The following is a 17,592-nucleotide window of genomic DNA, read 5'->3' on the forward strand; positions in this document are numbered from 1 at the left end:
TGGGGTTGAAAAGAGCATATATTACGTAAAATACATTCGAACAAGCTTTAGTAATTCAAACTAATTTTATCGGAAGATACGTTAAGAACAGTACATGTTTGAGCGTTAGCGAGTTTGTACTGTTTAGTATCTTTCAATAAAATTAGTTTAGAATTACTTAGCAAAGTAAGATGAATTTGTAGTAATATATGCTCTTTTAATTTTTGTTATTTTCTTAAATCATCAAGTAGTTTAGTTTTTTCTTTAGTTCCACTATCCACATTTTTTATTATTTTTGCGGGTGTTCCAGCAACTACAACATTTTCAGGAACATCATTTACAACTACAGATCCTGCTGCCACTATAGAATTATTTCCGATTTTTACTCCTTCTAAAATTACAGCATTGGCTCCAATTAGTACATTGTCTCCAATTTCACAAGGACTTTTACTTGGAGGTTCTAACACTCCTGCGATTACTGCACCTGCACCTAAATGAACTCTTTTACCGAGTTTACCTCTGGCACCAACAACAGCGTTCATATCTACCATAGTTTCATCGCCAATTTCAGCACCTATGTTAATTATGGCACCCATCATTATAACGGCATTTTTACCTATGGTAACCTTGTCGCGTATAATTGCACCTGGTTCAATTCTTGCATCGATATTTTTTAAATCTATCAAAGGAATAGCGGAGTTTCGTCTGTCTTGTTCAAGTTTGGATTTTTTGATTCTGTCTTTATACTTTATTAGAAAATCTGATACCTCATTACTTTCTCCAAAAAGGATATAAAAGCTTCCGTTACCAAAACTTTCTATATTGCCAAATTCGCATTGTGATAAATCTCCATCAATATAGAGTTTAAGTGGAGTTGCCTTTTTAGCTTCTTTTATGTATCTTGCAATTTCATAAGGGTCGGTTAAATCATAGTTCATAGTTAATCTCCTTTCGTATTATAAGTATTAAGCCAAATTTTCATTTTTATGCATTTAATTTCGATTACACCATAAATATTAGCATTATCCTAGAACAATTTAAAAAATACTGATTTTTATTCTATTATATAGTAAAATACTTATAATGCAAATAATTGAAAGCACAAACACATTGAAAAGGATGATGTTATGAATAATTTATTTTCAAAAAATGTAAGCAATGTAGAGATTTCTGGAATTAGAAAATTTTTTAATAAGGTTCCACAAGTTGAAGGGGCGATTTCACTGACTCTTGGTCAACCTGATTTTCCAGTGCCTAAAAATATTAAGAAAGCCATGATCCAAGCTATTAATGAAAATAAAACTGAGTATACAACTAATGCAGGTATTCCGGAGCTACGACATGAGATTTCTAATTTTTTATGCGGCACAGGCATCAACTATTCAGCTGATGAAATAACTGTGACTGTTGGTGGAAGTGAGGCACTTCTATGCACATTTGCAGCATTTTTAAATGTTGGAGACAAAGTGCTGGTACCGACTCCAGCTTATCCAGCTTATGAGAGCTGTGTAAAGATTTTTGGAGCAGAAGTAGTTAATTATAAGCTTAACAGTGATTTTACTATTAATTTTGAAACATTAAATAAACTTATTAATGAAGAAAATCCTAAGATTTTAGTGATGTCACATCCGTCTAACCCTACTGGAGCAACATTAACATTATTCGAGCGAAATAAACTTTTTCAAATTCTAAAAGAAAAAAATATTTACATAATAAGTGATGAAATTTATAGCTCATTATGTTATGAAAAATACTATTCATTAGCTCAAATTGATGAATTAAGGAATAAAGTAATTTTGGTGGGTGGATTTTCTAAAATGTTTTCAATGACGGGACTTAGAGTTGGATATGTTTGTGCTAGCAAATATATCATGGATAATATAATGAAAGTACATCAGTATAATGTTTCTTGTGCAGCCTCAATATCTCAATGGGGCGCGTGCGAAGGATTACTTTCTAGCATGAATGATGTAAATAATATGAAAGTGGAGTTTGAGAGGCGAAAAGATTATGTATATAAAAGGTTGAAGCAAATGGGAATGGATACAACTATTCCTAAAGGGGCCTTTTATATATTTCCCTCTATAACAAAATTTTCTATGAGTAGCGAAGAGTTTTGCAACAGACTGTTGAATGAAGGCAAGGTCGCTGTTGTGCCTGGTTCGGCTTTTGGCACCGGAGGAGAAGGTTTCATAAGGATATCATATTCTTATAGTATGGAAGTGTTAAAAGAGGCTTTAGATAGAATGGAAAAGTGGATTAAATCATTACCTGAGTAATTTTTAAAAATATTGAACTAGAAAAGCAACCTATTTAAGTATTTAATACTTTGAAGGTTGCTTTTCTAGTTTAAAGGCTAAATCATCTCCTGCGGAGCTGTATTAACGACTTCAGAAGGAGATTTGTACTCCAACTGAAGTTTTTTATTTGTTAGGGCACGTAACTCCAGCGTGTAGTAATGGGAGACTTTCCGTCTGAACTGTCGTTATATTGACATATTAACTACATCATCCATACTATATAGACCTTTTTCTTTTCCGTATATATATTCGCAAGCTTTAAGTGCACCTATTGCAAAAACATCTCTTGATATTGCAGTATGCTTAATTTCAATACATTCTCCTTTTCCTGCAAATATGACTTCATGATCACCTATAATACTTCCACCACGGATAGCATGAATCCCTATTTCATTAGGTTGTCTTTTACTTAAACCATCACGTCCTTTGACAAAGGTGGTTTTGTCATCTATAGAATCTTTAATTGTATTTGCAAGGAGTAAAGCGGTACCACTAGGGGAATCGACTTTTTGATTATGATGCTTTTCAATTATCTCAATGTCAAAATCCTTGTAAAGCATATTGCTTATGCTTTTAAGTATATTATTAACAACATTTATACCTATAGACATATTTGCAGAGTGGAATACTGGGATTTCGGTGCTGAGGGAACTAATTTTAGATAACTGTTCTTGCGTGTAACCAGTAGTGCAGAACACAATAGGGATATTTTTCTCTTTAGAATACTTACATAAGGAATCTAAAGCATCTGGCCTTGAAAAATCTAAAATCACATCTATATCATTTTCGCATTCAAGTATGCTATCATAGCATGTATAGCCTAAATTAAATGAATTTTTATCAACACCTGCAACAATTGAAATCGTTGTTGATGCTTTAGCCATTTCAGAAATAACTTTGCCCATCTTTCCATTGCAGCCATTTAGAAGCATTCTAATCATTTGATTTCCTCCTTTAAAGGGATATTATATGCTTTTAATTCTTTTTTTAGAATCTGTAAATTTATTTCATCCATTTCACATAGTGGTAGTCTTAAAGCCCCGACTTCCATTCCCATAAGATTCATAGCTGTTTTTACAGGGATAGGATTAGTTTCTATGAATATAGAGCCATTAAGAGGAAGATACTCCAATTGTATTTTTAGAGCTTTTGCATGCTCGCCTTTTAAATATAATTCACACATGTTATGAATCACTGTAGGAATTATATTTGAAAGAACAGATATAACTCCGATACCTCCTAAGGAAAGTATAGGTATAACTTGGTCGTCATTACCTGAATAGATATCTATTCTATCTCCGCAGAGTGCTTTAATCTGTGCTATCTGACTTATATCGCCGCTCGCTTCTTTAATTGCTACAATGTTTTGTACTTCGCATAATTTTAGAAGTGTGTTTGGAGTAATATTAAGACCTGTTCTCGAAGGAACGTTGTATATTATTATTGGTGAAGTTACACTATTTGCAATTGCTTTGAAATGCTCAACTAAGCCTTTTTGAGTAGTCTTGTTATAGTAAGGCGTAATTACAAGTAATCCGTCTACGCCTATTTTTTCTGCCCATCTACTCATACTTATTGCAGCGGCAGTATTGTTACTTCCTGTGCCCGCGATTACTGGAATTCTCTTATTAACTAGATCAACTACAAATTTTATAGTCTCTTTTCTTTCTTGCTCTGTCATAGTAGAAGCTTCACCTGTAGTACCACATACTACAATAGCATCTGTCATGCTTTTGATATGCCATTCTATTAATTCTTCGAGTTTTTTAAAATCTACGCCTCTTTCATTAAACGGAGTGACTATTGCAACACCAGAACCTTTAAAAATACTCATAAGATTACCTCCTAGTAGTTTATACTATATAGTTATTAATTTAGATCGCTTTTAGTGAAGCATTTCGTAATATTCTTCATAATGAATTAGGAAACACATAAATTATCACTAAAATATTTTTCTTCATTAGATTATATTATATAGCCCATATGTAAAAATATATATACTTTAAAAAAAAAAACTGAAAATCAGCAAGGTATAATTTAATGGGTATATTTATAAAACTGTAATTTAAATCATATTATGAGTAAATAACGGGTAATATTTATTTTTTATTATGAATAAAAAAACCTCGAATTGTAAAAAATATAAGATATTACAATTATAATTAGGAGGTATATGATGGGTAAAACACCTTTGAAAAAAGTTATAAAAGCTAAGTTAAGAACAAATAAAGAGTTAACTAAAAACGAAATGCTAAGAGAATCGTTAAAATATGAAATAGCGGAAGAATTAGGATTAACAGAAAAGATAGATGTTGATGGTTGGAGTGGACTAACAGCAGAAGAAACAGGAAGAATTGGAGGCTTAATGACAAAAAGAAAGAAAGCCATAAATCTCCCTAAAAACAAAGATTTTTAAAGATATTAAGCAAATTAATTTGGACAATATTTGGTATATAGGTTAGTATATTATATACCATTATAGTATTAAGAGGAATATAAAGGAGAAATGTTAATATGAACTGTTACAAAGAGTTTGCTTGTATATATGATGAATTAATCAATTCTGATATTGATTATAAAACATGGGCTTCCCAAATATTATGTATTTGCAAAGAGCATCACTTAGATATGGAGAGTTATTTAGATTTAGCCTGTGGTACAGCAAATCTTACTATAGAAATTGCAAATGAGTTTAAGCATACCTGGGCAGTTGATTTATCTTGTGATATGTTAAGTCAAGCAGAGAAAAAGATGAGGGATGCTCGGGTAGGAGCAAAATTTGTATGCCAAGATATTTGTGAATTGAATTTAGATAATACTTTTAACCTTATAACTTGCGGATTAGATTCTAGCAACTATATATTAAAAAAAGAAAATTTTAAAAAGTATTTATTAGGCGCTTATGATTTATTAAAACAGGATGGGTTATTCATCTTTGATATTAACTCTTATTATAAACTTACCAATGTGCTTGGTAATAATATTTATAATTACGATAGTGATGATGTAGTGTATATTTGGGAAAATTATTTGGAAAATGATATAGTGCAAATGAATTTAACTTTTTTTGTAAAAGAAGGACAAGTGTTCAGACGCTTTGATGAGCAACACTCTGAAAGGGCTTATAAAGAAGAATATGTAGAAAGTGTTATAAAAGAAATTGGGTTCGAAATAATTAAAAAGATGGATAACTATGAAGATAAAGTAGTAAGTAAAATCACAGAGCGAATATGTTATGTACTTAAGAAGTAAAAAACAAAAATAGTTTACAGGAGGCTAGTATATGGATAAATTGGTTAGAGCTACTGCAAAGGAAGGCCAGGTTAGAATAGTCGCAGCAATAACTACGGGTTTAGTAAATGAGGGAGTTTCTATGCATTTGTGTGCACCCACGGCAGCAGCTGCTTTTGGTAGGATGCTAACGGCTGGTGCTCTTATGGGAAGCATGTTAAAGTCGCAGCAAGATAGTTTAACACTTCAAATTGATGGCGGAGGAGAAGCGAGAGGCGTGGTAGTAACTGCACATGCTGATGTAAGTGTAAAAGGGTACATAGGAAACCCTAATGTAGATTTGCCTGCAAACAAACAGGGGAAACTTGATGTAAGTGCTGCCGTTGGTACGGATGGTTATTTAAGGATTATAAGAGATATGGGACTAAAGGAGCCGTACATAGGTCAAGTGCCAATCTGTACAGGTGAAATTGGGGATGACTTAGCTTATTACTTTACTGTATCAGAGCAAACGCCGTCTGCTGTGGGACTCGGAGTTTTAGTTGACACGGATATGAGCATTAAAGCTTCAGGAGGTTTTATAATCCAAATGATGCCTGGTGCAGACGAATTTTTAGCTGATATAATAACGTATAGGCTTGAAGAAATTCCATCTATAACTGAATTAATAGCAAAAGGGATGAACATCGAAGAAATTTTGGAATTTATTTTTGAAGATATGGAACTTAAAATACATGAAGAGGTTAAGCCGACGTATAAATGTGATTGCTGCAGGGAAAGGGTTGAGAGGGCCTTAATAAGTATAGGTAAAAAGGATTTAGAAGAATTATATAATGATGGTAAAACCGAAGAACTTAAATGCCATTTTTGTAATGAAAATTATGAATTTAATCATGAAGAAATTGGGCAATTACTTAAAGAAGCTAATTCATAGATAAAAATGCAGCTTTGGATAAAGAGAATATAGTATATGTGGTATTGCTTTTTATAGAAAGCAATACACAAACTATATTCAATAGTAATATATGTTTCAAATCGTAGCAAAGTGGAGTAAATTCGATAAATAGGGAGTATAATTTAAATATACGTGAATATTCACCATATTTATGGTTGACAGCCGTAAGAAAATCTTATAATATAATAAAGTACTCACAAAGTACACATGGACGAGGAAGTTAACAGTAAAGTAAAAAAACAGTTAATACATAAAGTTGTTGACAAGTTTTATGAAATGATGTAAACTGTACTAGTCTGATAAAGATATGTGGGAGCATAGCTCAGCTGGGAGAGCATCTGCCTTACAAGCAGAGGGTCACAGGTTCGAACCCTGTTGTTCCCACCACATATGGCTCAATAGCTCAGTTGGTTAGAGTGCCGCCCTGTCACGGCGGAGGTCGAGGGTTCGAGTCCCTTTTGAGTCGCCATTTGAATTTAGTAAATTTGAAAATTATTAAGGCTGGATAGCTCAGTCGGTAGAGCAGAGGACTGAAAATCCTCGTGTCCCTGGTTCGATTCCTGGTCTAGCCACCAGTGTTGCGGAAGTGGCTCAGTGGTAGAGCGTCACCTTGCCAAGGTGAACGTCGCGAGTTCGAATCTCGTCTTCCGCTCCAACTATAATTATGAATAATGGCGCTATAGCCAAGCGGTAAGGTCAAGGTCTGCAAAACCTTTATTCCCCGGTTCAAATCCGGGTGGCGCCTCCAAAACAATAAAAAGTAGTCTAAATGCTGATATTTCAGCATTTAGACTACTTTTTTTATTTCAGTATATTTTGGATTCGTTAGACTCTAAAAATACTACCTCTATCGATTAGTTTTCCATTTCTCAAAAATACAGGTTCTACCTTATGCTTATTTAAAAAATTTAATACTTCTTTCCCATACAAATAATGATCTAAGTGACCATAAAAAGCTAAGACATTATCTTCGATAAGACCTGTTACGCCACCTATAAAACCGTAGTTAAGCCCGGGAAGGATAATATCACCAGGTGGAATTAATAAAATATCTATTTTTTCAATGCTTAAAGCCTTAGCGATAGAAACATCACTAGTTATGACTGCATGATCATTTACAATGCAAGTAGAACATTTTGTATAACCTTGCTTAACGTTTATTAATTTTCTTGTTTTTAATAGTGACAAAAGATTAGTATCAGTAAAATTAACTGAGTGAATAAAAAGATTGCCTAGGCTTAATGAATTGAGACATATGTCATAAGGGTATTTATCTTTTAAAGTTGAATTTGATTTATAAACTTTATAATTTAACAAAATTAAGCTCAGTATGAATTCATTATCCATGTCTTTATGAACTATAATATCTTTGCCTAAAATATGCATAAGCATATCAGGGTGACCACATACAGCCTCGTATAAAATGTTGCTAGGTGGGCAAATAAGCAAGTTATATCCTCTAGAAACTAAATATTCTTTTTCTTCATTATGAATTCTAAAATCAACAATAATATTTTTCATTACAATACTCCTATTTAATATTTATTTTCTTATGTTTATTTTATAACACAAAGCTATCACAAATTGCAATATGTCGATAATTGTTTAATCTATTTTGCATATACATTAATATTACACACATACTATCTTAGTGAGAAAGGAGTGTGCGAAATGCTTTTATTAACTATTGTATATAATAGGAGTATGGAATGTATTATTGATGAAATTAAAGACATTAAGAAGTGTTTTGAAGATAAAAAAAATTTTTCAGGTATATCGGAAAATATAATAGGGGATACTCACGTAGTAAAGTTTTTTTGTGATGATGACAACTTAAGCGATGCTAGTATCAAAACATTTAATTTGCATGTTGCAAACATGTTATATAAAATAGTTGTAATGGAATTTTGTAAAAAAGGACTCGAAAAATTTTTAGATGAATCTTATTTTTTTCTGCAATATGATGAAATAGAACAAATTAAACCTAGGATACAAGAATACTTGAGTAGTGAGGGCGAAATATCCGGACCTAATGGAGTATATTGTATGAATAGGAAAAATAGTATAATTGATAAGATAACTAAATGTATAGAAGAAAATAATGAAATTAATATAAGTGGATTTTTAACCTTTAGGACAAAAGAGCTAAAGGGAGATTTAGAGTGCATAGTGGATAAAGTTGTGGAAGAGTATATGGTAGAGAAAGAATATAATGAGTTTATAAAATTGCTTAAATACTTTGTTGATGTTCAGGATAGTAAGGTAGATGAGATTAATATTCTAATTGAAAAAAACGGAAATTATCGTTTAACAGATGAAGAAGGTAATGATTTAGTAGGAAATATGATGATGGAGTTACCGGATGTTAAATTTGATTCAAAAGAAAATCGAGAGGAACTTATTATTAGCACTATGATAACCAATGCTCCTAAAAAAGTAATTATACACTGTGTAGAGCATTGTAAAAATAAAGAACTAATACAAACGATAAACAAGGTTTTTGCAGATAGGGTCTATTATTGTGATAAATGTGTTAAATGTGAAGAGATAAAAAAAGAAACTCTTGTATGGTAGTAAGGCATATTGATATGTGAATAAAATAAATAAAAAAGTGTTGACAAACAAATACTTAGATAGTATACTTTGAATTGTTGTGAGTGAAAATATAAAAAATATTTTAATATAATAGAGTTATCTTTTACAAGAAGAAACAGCCGTTTCTCACCTAACAGTAATGCTAGTTAGGTTAATTAGTAATTTAAATTTGTTACTATTAGGGACGGCATTTTGTCGTCCTTTTAATTGTTTAAATATTATATTTTTATCTAAATACACTTAGGAGGTGAAAATTATTAGTAAAAACAAAGATTTCATGATGAATGAAGAAATCAGAGTTAGAGAAATAAGAGTTATTGGAGCTGATGGTTCTGCATTGGGTATTTTGAATACTAAAGATGCGTTGAATCTTGCGGAAGAGAAAGATTTAGATTTAGTTATGATGTCTCCTACCGCAAAACCTCCAGTATGTAGAATAATGGATTTTGGTAAGTTTATCTATGAACAACAGAAAAAAGAAAAAGAAGCTAAAAAGAAACAAAAAGTTGTTAATCTTAAAGAAATACGATTAAGTGCAACAATAGAAGATCATGATATTGCAATTAAGGCTAGTAATGCTAAAAAATTCTTGTTAGATGAAGATAAGGTAAAGATAACCGTAAGATTTAGAGGTAGAGAAATTGAAAACTCAAAAGTCGGACATAAGATATTAAAATCTTTTGTAGAAAAAATCGGTGATGTTTATATTGTTGAAAAACCAGCGAGACAAGAGGGAAGAAATATGATAATGATTTTAGCTCCCAAAAAAGCATAACTGAGAGGAGGAATTTTATTATGCCTAAAATGAAAACACATAGAGGCGCAGCAAAAAGATTTAAGAAAACAGGAACAGGTAAGTTAAAAAGAGCTAAAGCTTTTACAAGTCATATATTAACAAAGAAAAGCCCGAAAAGAAAAAGAAACCTTAGAAAAACAGCATATGTTTCAACAACTCAAATAAAATCGATGAAGAAATTGTTACCATACTTATAATTGAATGGTGATTAGGAGGTATATTAAATGGCAAGAATTAAGCGAGCAGTTAACTCTCGTAAAAACCATAAAAAAGTATTAAAGCTTGCAAAAGGCTACTATGGTGGTAGAAGTAAGTTATTTAAAACAGCTAATGAAGCAGTAATGAGAGCACTTAGAAATGGTTATATCGGAAGAAAATTAAAGAAAAGAGATTTTAGAAAACTTTGGATAGCTAGAATCAATGCTGCTACAAGGTTAAATGACCTTTCATATTCAAGATTCATGAATGGAATGAAACTTTCAGGCATAGATATTAACAGAAAAATGCTTTCTGAAATTGCAATAAATGATCCAAAAGCTTTTGCTGAATTAGTAGAAGTTGCAAAAAAACAATTACAAGCATAAAAATTATTTATTCAAAAATGTAGCCATACGGCTGCATTTTTTATTGCATTTTTGACAAAAACATGTAAAGTGATATAATTAGTAAAACATCATAGTTGAAAATTTAGAGGTGAATAATTTGAAATTAGATATTAAAGATCTTAAAAAGAAAAGCATATATACTCCTGTTCGGATACTTGCATTAGGGTTTGCTATAGTCATAGTCATAGGGGCTATACTATTAAGCCTACCTATAGCTTCGCAAAGTGGTAAAATTACGCCTTTCATAGATTGTATATTTACCTCTACATCTGCTGTGTGTGTTACGGGACTTATAGTACTAGACACGGGAACATATTGGACATATTTTGGCAAAACAGTGATCATGTTACTTATAGAAATAGGTGGACTTGGATTTATGTCTGTAGCTACTTTAGTTTTTTTAATTTTAGGGAAAAGAATAACATTAAAGGAAAGACTAGTGATGCAGGAAGCTATGAATGTAAACTCATTACAAGGGTTAGTGAAAATGGTCAGATATGTATTGATATTTACAATTTATGTTCAGATAACAGGTGCGGTGTTATTCTCAACACAATTTATTCCTGAATTTGGAATTGCCAAAGGGATTTATTATAGCGTGTTCCATTCGGTGTCTGCGTTCTGCAATGCTGGGTTTGATTTGATTGGAAACTTTAATAGTGTCACTGCTTATGCTAGTAATTCTGTAGTAATATTAACAATTGCAGCATTAATAATAATAGGTGGGTTAGGATTTTATGTTTGGGTAGAAATTTATAATTGCAAGGGAACAAAAAGATTGTCCCTCCATGCTAGAATAGTTATTTACTCGACGATAGCATTGGTTGTTTTAGGGGCAATACTTATGTATATTTTTGAGATGAATAATGCTGACACTATGCAAGGAATGTCTATTAAGGGCAAATTTTTATCTTCCGTTTTTGCATCAGTTTCCCCAAGAACAGCAGGGTTTAATTCTATACCACTCGGTAAAATGACCACGGCGGGAAAGTTTTTAACAATAATTTTAATGTTTATTGGAGGATCGCCTGGATCAACGGCGGGTGGAATAAAAACGACTACTGCCATTGTGATTTTTATGACTATAGTGTCTGTGGTTCGTGGAAGAGAAGATACTGAAATATTTCAAAAGCGCATAAGCAAAGAATTTGTGTATAAAGCGTTTGCAGTATCACTTATTTCCCTAACAATTGTTATATCAGTTACCATGATATTATCTATTACACAGAGCCCGAATATTCCTTTTGAATACTTTTTGTATGAGGCTACTTCAGCATTTGCTACAGTTGGATTAACACTCGGATTAACTACAAAATTAACATTTGTAGGAAAGGTAATAATCTTACTTACCATGTATGCAGGGAGAGTGGGACCACTTACTATAATACTAGCATTAGCTAAAAATAAAAAAAGTAAATCGGGAAATATAAAATACCCAGAAGGCAAAATTTTAATTGGATAGGGGTGGGGTTAATGAGTAAAAAACAGTTTATCGTTATAGGTCTCGGAAGATTTGGAGAATCCGTTGCTGAAACATTATATTCTTTGGGAAATGATGTATTAGCAGTTGATTTTGATGAAGATGTAGTTCAAAATATTTCGGATAATGTAACTCATGCAGTTCAAGCTGATGCGAATGATGAAAATAGCTTAAGGGCTCTTGGAATTCGTAATTTTGATTGTGCAGTCATTAGTATAGGTTCTAATATCCAATCTAGCATTTTGGCAACACTCTTAGTTAAAGAATTAGGAGTAAAATATGTGATAACAAAAGCGACTAATGCCCTGCATGCTAAAGTATTATATAAAATAGGTGCAGACAGAGTAGTTTTTCCAGAAAGAGATATGGGTGTACGCGTTGCTCATAATTTAGTATCATCAAATATATTAGATTATATTGAATTATCTCCTGATTATAGTATAGCTGAAGTTATTAGTCCTGAAGAATGGCATAATAAAACCCTGGGAGAATTAAATATAAGAGCTCAATATGGTATAAATGTAATGGCTATAAAAAGAAACAATGATATTGATGTTGCTCCAGCAGCTGATAATATTGTTGAACCAGGTGATATTATTGTTGCAATAGGTAATATTGAAGAATTAAATAAGTTGGAAAATCTAGTTAAATAAGGAGCATTCAGTTTGGAACATATTCAAAGTAAGGATAATTTATTGATTAAAGATATCAAAAAGTTAAAAGAAAAGAAATATAGGAAAGACAGTAATATGTTTTTAGTTGAAGGTTTCAGATTTGTAGAAGAAGCTTTGGATTCTGATTTTGAAGTGGTGCACATTTTTATAAGTGCTAGAGGAGATTCAAAATATGAAAACTCTTGTATGAAAAACAAGCTACAGAAGAATACTAAAGTTTATAGTGTTAGTGACAGTTTATTTAAAAGTATTTGCGATACGGATAATCCGCAAGGTATTATTGCTACAGTTAGAAATAAACCGGTAGAGATTAAATATGATCATGGCTTCTATATGTTAGCTGATAAAATACAAGATCCAGGTAATATGGGAACTATAATTAGAACAGCTCATGCGGCGGGAGCACTAGGAGTTATAATTACAAAAGGAACTGTAGATATCTATAATGAAAAAACTTTAAGATCCACAATGGGTTCTATTTTTAAAATACCCGTTATTTGCGATAGTGATCTATCGGTGGTGCAAAAGCTTAGGAGCGCTGGATTTAAGCTAGTTACTAGTTCATTGGATACTGATAAAAACTTCTATAATGTAGACCTTAGAGAGAAAGTTATTATATCAGTTGGAAATGAAGGAAATGGAATAAGCGCCGAAGTTTATGAGATATGTGATTTGAAAATTAAAATTCCCATGCCTGGTGGTGCAGAATCTTTAAATGCAGCTGTAGCTGCATCAATTATGATGTATGAAGTCGTAAGACAGAAAAATAATATATGATTTTTAAATTCATAGTTGAATTTTTTTGTAGTTGTGGTTATAATATTTTGTATACTACCATAAATTAATAATAAACTGTGACGGAGAAAGTAAATATAAAGATACTTACAGGGATAAGAAGCCTTAGACTGAGAGCTTCATTAAGAAATTTTTATATCCAAGTTCACTCCAGAGTTCTAATGGTGAAAAAAAGTAGCCGATAGCGGGTAAAACCGATAAATTTATCTAAGAGGACTGTTTTTAGTCAATTAGGGTGGTAACGCGGATTTTCCGTCCCTTTATTGGGGATGGTTTTTTTTGTTTTATAAAGAATTATCAAAATATGAGAGGAGCATTCATTATGAAAGAAAAGTTAGAAACGATAAAAGCTGCAGTTTTAGAAGAATTAAAAGGAGCTGCTATTAAAACAGAATTAGAAAATATCAGAGTTAAATATTTGGGCAAAAAAGGTGAATTGACGCAAATATTAAGAGGCATGGGACAGTTATCAAATGAAGAAAGACCAATTGTTGGAAAATTAGCAAATAAAGTAAGAGAGGATATAGAGACACTTATAGATAAAGCTTCAGATACATTAAAAAACAATGAAAAAGAAATGAAGCTAAAAAGTGAAGTTATAGATATATCTATGCCAGGGAAAAAACAAACAGTAGGTAAAAGACATCCGTTAGAGTTAACACTTGAAAAAGTTAATGAAATATTTTTATCTATGGGATTTGTTATTGAAGAGGGCCCTGAGGTAGAAAGAGATTATTATAACTTTGAGGCATTAAACATACCTAAAAATCATCCGGCAAGAGGTGAACAAGATACTTTTTACATAAATGATAATATAGTTTTAAGAACCCAAACTTCACCAATACAAATAAGAACTATGGAGCTTCAGAAACCGCCTATAAAAATGATAGCGCCAGGTAAAGTTTATAGATCCGATGCAGCAGATGCTACTCATTCACCAATATTTTATCAAATTGAAGGGCTTATAGTAGATAAGGGAATTACCTTTGCTGATTTAAAAGGGACGCTAGAATTATTTACGCAAAAAATGTTCGGGGACGAAATGGAAACAAAGTTTAGACCACATCATTTTCCTTTTACAGAGCCATCAGCTGAGATGGATGCCACTTGCTTTGTGTGCAATGGTAAAGGGTGCAAGGTTTGCGGCGGTAGCGGCTGGATAGAACTTTTAGGTTGTGGCATGGTTCATCCGGACGTTTTAAGAAATTGTGGGATTGATCCAGAAGTTTATAGCGGATTTGCTTTCGGGTTTGGCCTTGATAGAATTACAATGTTAAAATACGGAATAGACGATATTAGAGCACTTTATGAAAGTGATATGAGATTTTTAAAACAATTCTAAAATATAAATAATAATGCAGCTTCGCAGAAGATGATTTAATACTATACAAATTGTAGGAGGATATAAAATGAAAGTTCCAGTTAAATGGCTTAAAGATTATGTAGATATAGATATTTCACCAAAGGTGCTTGGAGATAAGTTAACCATGTCTGGTTCAAAAGTAGAAGAGGTTATTATATCAGGTGCTGAAATTGAGAAGGTTGTTACAGGGAAAATAATAAAAATAGAAAAACATCCGGATGCTGAGAAATTAGTTATATGTCAAGTAAATATAGGATTAGACGAGCCGACACAAATCGTTACAGCAGCTACTAATATGAAAGAACAGGATATAGTACCAGTAGCACTTCACGGATCAACGTTACATGGAGGACTAAAAATAAAAAAAGGTAAACTCCGTGGAATAGTTTCAAATGGTATGTTCTGCTCTGAGGAAGAACTTGGAATTGCAGTTGATGAACCAGTTGATGGACTAATGATACTTCCAAGCGATACCATCATTGGAAAAGACATAAAAGAAGTATTAAATCTTCAAAGTGTACTAATAGATTTTGAAATAACTTCAAACAGAGCAGATTGCTTAAGTATTCTAGGAATAGCTAGAGAAACGGCTGCAACTTTAGGCACGCAGTATAGAAAACCAGCACTTGATTATAAAGCTACCTGCAAGGATAATGTGGAAGACCTTTATAAGGTTCATATTAATGATGAACTTTGCAGAAGATATATGTTAAAGGGTATAAAAAATGTAAAAATTGAGCCTTCTCCACAATGGATGCAGGAAAGACTTATAGAAGCAGAAATTAGACCTATAAATAATATAGTGGATATCACAAACTTCGTTATGGTAGAGCTTGGTCAACCTATGCATGCATTTGATGCTAGGCAAATTACGACTAATGATATAGTGATAGAAAGAGCGGGTAACGGAGAAAAATTTATTACCTTGGATGAGATAGAAAGAGATTTAGATGAAAGCATTTTAACTATTAAAGATGGAGATAGAACAATAGCAATTGCAGGCATTATGGGAGGCTTAAATTCAGAAATTAAAGAAGACAGCACAAGCATAATATTTGAGAGTGCAAACTTTAATGGGGTTAATATAAGACTCGCTTCTAAGAAATTATCTTTAAGAACCGATGCATCTTCTAAATTTGAAAAAGATTTAGATCCTAATATGGCTGAAATGGCAATGGATAGAGCTTGTCATTTAATAGAAGAATTAGGTGCGGGTGAAATAATGGACGGATGCACTGAGGTATATCCGAGTAAAGTTAAATCTCATACTTTAGAAGTAGATGCAAATTGGATTAATAAATTTTTAGGAACTAATATATCTATGCCCAATATGAAAATATACCTTGATAGATTAGAACTTGCTACAGAAATAACAGGGGATTTTTTAGTTATACATGTGCCTACGTTTAGGTCTGATATTAACATTAGAGAAGACGTCGCAGAGGAAATAGCTAGAATGTATGGTTATGATAACATACCATCTACTATTCCTAATTGTGAAACTTCAAAAAGTGGGAAAAGTGAAAAGCAAAAGTTAGAAGATAAAGTAGTGCTTTCTTTAATTGGCAGTGCACTTAATCAATCCATAAGTTATTCTTTTGTAAGTCCTAAAATATTTAATAAAATATTAGTTCCAGAAGATAGTGAGTTAAGAAAAGTAGTTACTATAAAAAATCCTTTAGGAGAAGATTATAGTATAATGAGAACTACAACTATAGCATCTATGATGGAATGTTTATCAAGGAATTATTCAAGGAATAATGAAGAAGCTAGGTTATTCGAAATAGGTAAGGTGTATATACCAAATGAAGATGCAGATAAGCTTCCAGAGGAAAGAAATATATTAACTATAGGAATGTATGGAAATGCTGATTATTTGGATTTAAAAGGTGTAGTGGAAAATGTATTAGATATTTTGGGAATGAAAAATACATCATTTAAAAGAGAAAGTGAAAATCCAACTTATCACCCAGGAAAAACATCAAACCTATATGTAAAGAGAGAATTTATAGGTGTGGTTGGAGAAATTCATCCGAGTGTTTCGGAGAACTATGAAGTGCAGCCAAGATGTTATATAGCAGAATTAAACTTAGATATATTATATAAATATGCTGACTTAAATAAGAAATACAAAGCACTTCCAAAGTTTCCAGCTGTAACAAGGGATATTGCACTTATAGTTGATGAGAGGGTTCTAGTTCAAGACATTGATGATATAATTGTAAAGCAAGGTGGAAATATTTTAGAAAGTGTAAAATTATTTGACGTGTATAAGGGGAAACAAATAGCAGAAGGAAAGAAAAGTATAGCCTATGCTATAGTATATAGACGCTCGGACAAGACATTAACAGATGAAGAAGTAAACAAGGTGCATGAAAAGATATTAAGATCTCTAGAGCATAAATTAGGTGCTGAACTTAGATAATGAAAGTAAACTAAAACTCCCTTAGTAATAAGGGGGTTTTATCATTGTGCGCCCGGCATGGGCGCAATCTAATGGGTGAAAGTCCCTAGCACGGGTTAATAGTGCCAAGTGCATAGCTTAAGACAAGGGTGTCCATCGTGAGATGGAATCTGAAGGAAGTTGGCGGCCAAACTCCGGTCTGACGAACAGAAACTACATATAAGGCATATGCTTGTGGGTAAGTTTGCAATACAAAACGAAGCCCAAAACTATTCGAAACAAGTGGTGTAAATGTAGCAGATAGATGGAGTGAAAGATTGCGTTCTTACCCGGGGAGATCTGATAGGTAAGTTGTGGATATGAATTTAGAAATAACAACCCATACAGTGATGTATGGCTGAACTATCAGAAGTCA

17 protein-coding genes, 5 tRNA genes and 2 other annotated features are annotated in these 17,592 nt (G+C 32.3%); of the genes, 18 read left to right on the forward strand and 4 right to left on the reverse strand.

Translation table 11 applies throughout. The features are described 5' to 3' along the window. Positions 1–206: 206 nt before the first annotated feature. The gene (dapD, locus tag ACWJKE_RS17680; protein ID WP_216303276.1) at positions 207–917 is read right to left on the reverse strand and encodes a 2,3,4,5-tetrahydropyridine-2,6-dicarboxylate N-acetyltransferase; all 711 of its coding nucleotides are present in this window, start codon (positions 915–917) and stop codon (positions 207–209) included. Positions 918–1,106: 189 nt separating this feature from the next. Here dapD and ACWJKE_RS17685 point away from each other — a divergent pair, with 189 nt between their 5' ends. After that, positions 1,107–2,258, forward strand: coding sequence for a pyridoxal phosphate-dependent aminotransferase (locus tag ACWJKE_RS17685; protein ID WP_216303275.1), 1,152 nt, complete (start codon positions 1,107–1,109; stop codon positions 2,256–2,258). 206 nt (positions 2,259–2,464) lie between these two features. On the opposite strand, the gene dapB is transcribed toward ACWJKE_RS17685, so the two are convergent. Both dapB and dapA read right to left on the reverse strand, forming a co-directional pair. Then, positions 2,465–3,220 (reverse strand): 4-hydroxy-tetrahydrodipicolinate reductase, encoded by a 756-nt coding sequence (gene dapB / locus ACWJKE_RS17690; RefSeq protein WP_462959059.1) that lies wholly within the window; start codon positions 3,218–3,220, stop codon positions 2,465–2,467. Then, positions 3,217–4,113 (reverse strand): 4-hydroxy-tetrahydrodipicolinate synthase, encoded by an 897-nt coding sequence (dapA, locus tag ACWJKE_RS17695; RefSeq protein ID WP_220287415.1) that lies wholly within the window; start codon positions 4,111–4,113, stop codon positions 3,217–3,219. Before dapA ends, dapB begins: the two co-directional genes overlap by 4 nt. A 342-nt stretch (positions 4,114–4,455) precedes the next feature. Between dapA and ACWJKE_RS17700 the strand changes: the two genes are divergently transcribed. The 8 genes from ACWJKE_RS17700 to ACWJKE_RS17735 all read left to right on the forward strand — a co-directional run bounded on the left by ACWJKE_RS17700 (position 4,456) and on the right by ACWJKE_RS17735 (position 7,213). After that, a complete protein-coding gene (locus tag ACWJKE_RS17700; RefSeq protein WP_165414222.1) occupies positions 4,456–4,695 on the forward strand; it encodes a small, acid-soluble spore protein, alpha/beta type in 240 nt (79 codons plus the stop codon). A 98-nt stretch (positions 4,696–4,793) separates the two neighbouring features. Then, positions 4,794–5,531 (forward strand): class I SAM-dependent DNA methyltransferase, encoded by a 738-nt coding sequence (locus ACWJKE_RS17705; RefSeq protein ID WP_216303272.1) that lies wholly within the window; start codon positions 4,794–4,796, stop codon positions 5,529–5,531. Positions 5,532–5,562: 31 nt separating this feature from the next. Next, positions 5,563–6,444 (forward strand): Hsp33 family molecular chaperone HslO, encoded by an 882-nt coding sequence (hslO, locus tag ACWJKE_RS17710; protein ID WP_216303271.1) that lies wholly within the window; start codon positions 5,563–5,565, stop codon positions 6,442–6,444. A gap of 332 nt (positions 6,445–6,776) precedes the next feature. Then, positions 6,777–6,852, forward strand: a tRNA-Val gene (locus ACWJKE_RS17715). A 5-nt stretch (positions 6,853–6,857) separates the two neighbouring features. After that, a tRNA-Asp gene (locus ACWJKE_RS17720) sits at positions 6,858–6,934 on the forward strand. A 30-nt stretch (positions 6,935–6,964) separates the two neighbouring features. After that, positions 6,965–7,040 (forward strand) — tRNA-Phe (locus ACWJKE_RS17725). Between the two features lie 5 nt (positions 7,041–7,045). Continuing rightward, positions 7,046–7,120 (forward strand) — tRNA-Gly (locus ACWJKE_RS17730). 18 nt (positions 7,121–7,138) lie between these two features. Next, positions 7,139–7,213: transfer RNA gene (locus tag ACWJKE_RS17735), tRNA-Cys, on the forward strand. 77 nt (positions 7,214–7,290) lie between these two features. On the opposite strand, the gene ACWJKE_RS17740 is transcribed toward ACWJKE_RS17735, so the two are convergent. Beyond that, positions 7,291–7,986: a DUF6873 family GME fold protein gene (locus tag ACWJKE_RS17740; RefSeq protein ID WP_216303270.1), complete on the reverse strand. Its 696-nt coding sequence runs from the start codon at positions 7,984–7,986 to the stop codon at positions 7,291–7,293. Between the two features lie 150 nt (positions 7,987–8,136). Between ACWJKE_RS17740 and ytxC the strand changes: the two genes are divergently transcribed. The 9 genes from ytxC (at position 8,137) to pheT (ending at position 17,198) form a co-directional block, all read left to right on the forward strand. Further along, on the forward strand, positions 8,137–9,039 hold the full coding sequence (ytxC, locus tag ACWJKE_RS17745; RefSeq protein WP_462959060.1) for a putative sporulation protein YtxC: 903 nt from the start codon (positions 8,137–8,139) through the stop codon (positions 9,037–9,039). Between the two features lie 122 nt (positions 9,040–9,161). Beyond that, positions 9,162–9,273 (forward strand) — a sequence feature (ribosomal protein L20 leader region). A gap of 34 nt (positions 9,274–9,307) precedes the next feature. Then, a complete protein-coding gene (infC, locus tag ACWJKE_RS17750; protein WP_165414227.1) occupies positions 9,308–9,835 on the forward strand; it encodes a translation initiation factor IF-3 in 528 nt (175 codons plus the stop codon). 20 nt (positions 9,836–9,855) lie between these two features. Beyond that, on the forward strand, positions 9,856–10,053 hold the full coding sequence (gene rpmI / locus ACWJKE_RS17755) for a 50S ribosomal protein L35 (protein WP_165414228.1): 198 nt from the start codon (positions 9,856–9,858) through the stop codon (positions 10,051–10,053). Positions 10,054–10,080: 27 nt separating this feature from the next. Further along, a complete protein-coding gene (rplT, locus tag ACWJKE_RS17760) occupies positions 10,081–10,440 on the forward strand; it encodes a 50S ribosomal protein L20 (RefSeq protein ID WP_165414229.1) in 360 nt (119 codons plus the stop codon). 118 nt (positions 10,441–10,558) lie between these two features. Further along, the gene (locus ACWJKE_RS17765) at positions 10,559–11,923 is read left to right on the forward strand and encodes a TrkH family potassium uptake protein (protein ID WP_216303268.1); all 1,365 of its coding nucleotides are present in this window, start codon (positions 10,559–10,561) and stop codon (positions 11,921–11,923) included. Positions 11,924–11,934: 11 nt separating this feature from the next. Further along, positions 11,935–12,594 carry a potassium channel family protein gene (locus tag ACWJKE_RS17770; protein ID WP_165414231.1) on the forward strand — a complete coding sequence of 220 codons (660 nt, stop codon included), beginning with the start codon at positions 11,935–11,937 and terminating at the stop codon, positions 12,592–12,594. Positions 12,595–12,606: 12 nt separating this feature from the next. Beyond that, positions 12,607–13,392: a TrmH family RNA methyltransferase gene (locus tag ACWJKE_RS17775; protein WP_216303267.1), complete on the forward strand. Its 786-nt coding sequence runs from the start codon at positions 12,607–12,609 to the stop codon at positions 13,390–13,392. A 68-nt stretch (positions 13,393–13,460) separates the two neighbouring features. Next, positions 13,461–13,673, forward strand: a binding site (T-box leader). A 59-nt stretch (positions 13,674–13,732) separates the two neighbouring features. Further along, on the forward strand, positions 13,733–14,752 hold the full coding sequence (gene pheS, locus ACWJKE_RS17780) for a phenylalanine--tRNA ligase subunit alpha (RefSeq protein ID WP_165414233.1): 1,020 nt from the start codon (positions 13,733–13,735) through the stop codon (positions 14,750–14,752). Positions 14,753–14,819: 67 nt separating this feature from the next. Further along, a complete protein-coding gene (gene pheT, locus ACWJKE_RS17785; RefSeq protein ID WP_220319655.1) occupies positions 14,820–17,198 on the forward strand; it encodes a phenylalanine--tRNA ligase subunit beta in 2,379 nt (792 codons plus the stop codon). Positions 17,199–17,592 lie beyond the last annotated feature (394 nt).

The sequence above is a fragment of the Clostridium sp. CM036 genome (genome assembly GCF_055081135.1).

What these genes read in the sequence shown, in the direction of transcription:
- dapD (WP_216303276.1), bottom strand. Translation starts at nt 917, where the DNA reads ATGAACTATGATTTAACCGACCCTTATGAAATTGCAAGATACATAAAA.
- ACWJKE_RS17685 (WP_216303275.1), top strand. Translation starts at nt 1,107, where the DNA reads ATGAATAATTTATTTTCAAAAAATGTAAGCAATGTAGAGATTTCTGGA.
- dapB (WP_462959059.1), bottom strand. Translation starts at nt 3,220, where the DNA reads ATGATTAGAATGCTTCTAAATGGCTGCAATGGAAAGATGGGCAAAGTT.
- dapA (WP_220287415.1), bottom strand. Translation starts at nt 4,113, where the DNA reads ATGAGTATTTTTAAAGGTTCTGGTGTTGCAATAGTCACTCCGTTTAAT.
- ACWJKE_RS17700 (WP_165414222.1), top strand. Translation starts at nt 4,456, where the DNA reads ATGGGTAAAACACCTTTGAAAAAAGTTATAAAAGCTAAGTTAAGAACA.
- ACWJKE_RS17705 (WP_216303272.1), top strand. Translation starts at nt 4,794, where the DNA reads ATGAACTGTTACAAAGAGTTTGCTTGTATATATGATGAATTAATCAAT.
- hslO (WP_216303271.1), top strand. Translation starts at nt 5,563, where the DNA reads ATGGATAAATTGGTTAGAGCTACTGCAAAGGAAGGCCAGGTTAGAATA.
- ACWJKE_RS17740 (WP_216303270.1), bottom strand. Translation starts at nt 7,986, where the DNA reads ATGAAAAATATTATTGTTGATTTTAGAATTCATAATGAAGAAAAAGAA.
- ytxC (WP_462959060.1), top strand. Translation starts at nt 8,137, where the DNA reads ATGCTTTTATTAACTATTGTATATAATAGGAGTATGGAATGTATTATT.
- rpmI (WP_165414228.1), top strand. Translation starts at nt 9,856, where the DNA reads ATGCCTAAAATGAAAACACATAGAGGCGCAGCAAAAAGATTTAAGAAA.
- rplT (WP_165414229.1), top strand. Translation starts at nt 10,081, where the DNA reads ATGGCAAGAATTAAGCGAGCAGTTAACTCTCGTAAAAACCATAAAAAA.
- ACWJKE_RS17770 (WP_165414231.1), top strand. Translation starts at nt 11,935, where the DNA reads ATGAGTAAAAAACAGTTTATCGTTATAGGTCTCGGAAGATTTGGAGAA.
- pheS (WP_165414233.1), top strand. Translation starts at nt 13,733, where the DNA reads ATGAAAGAAAAGTTAGAAACGATAAAAGCTGCAGTTTTAGAAGAATTA.
- pheT (WP_220319655.1), top strand. Translation starts at nt 14,820, where the DNA reads ATGAAAGTTCCAGTTAAATGGCTTAAAGATTATGTAGATATAGATATT.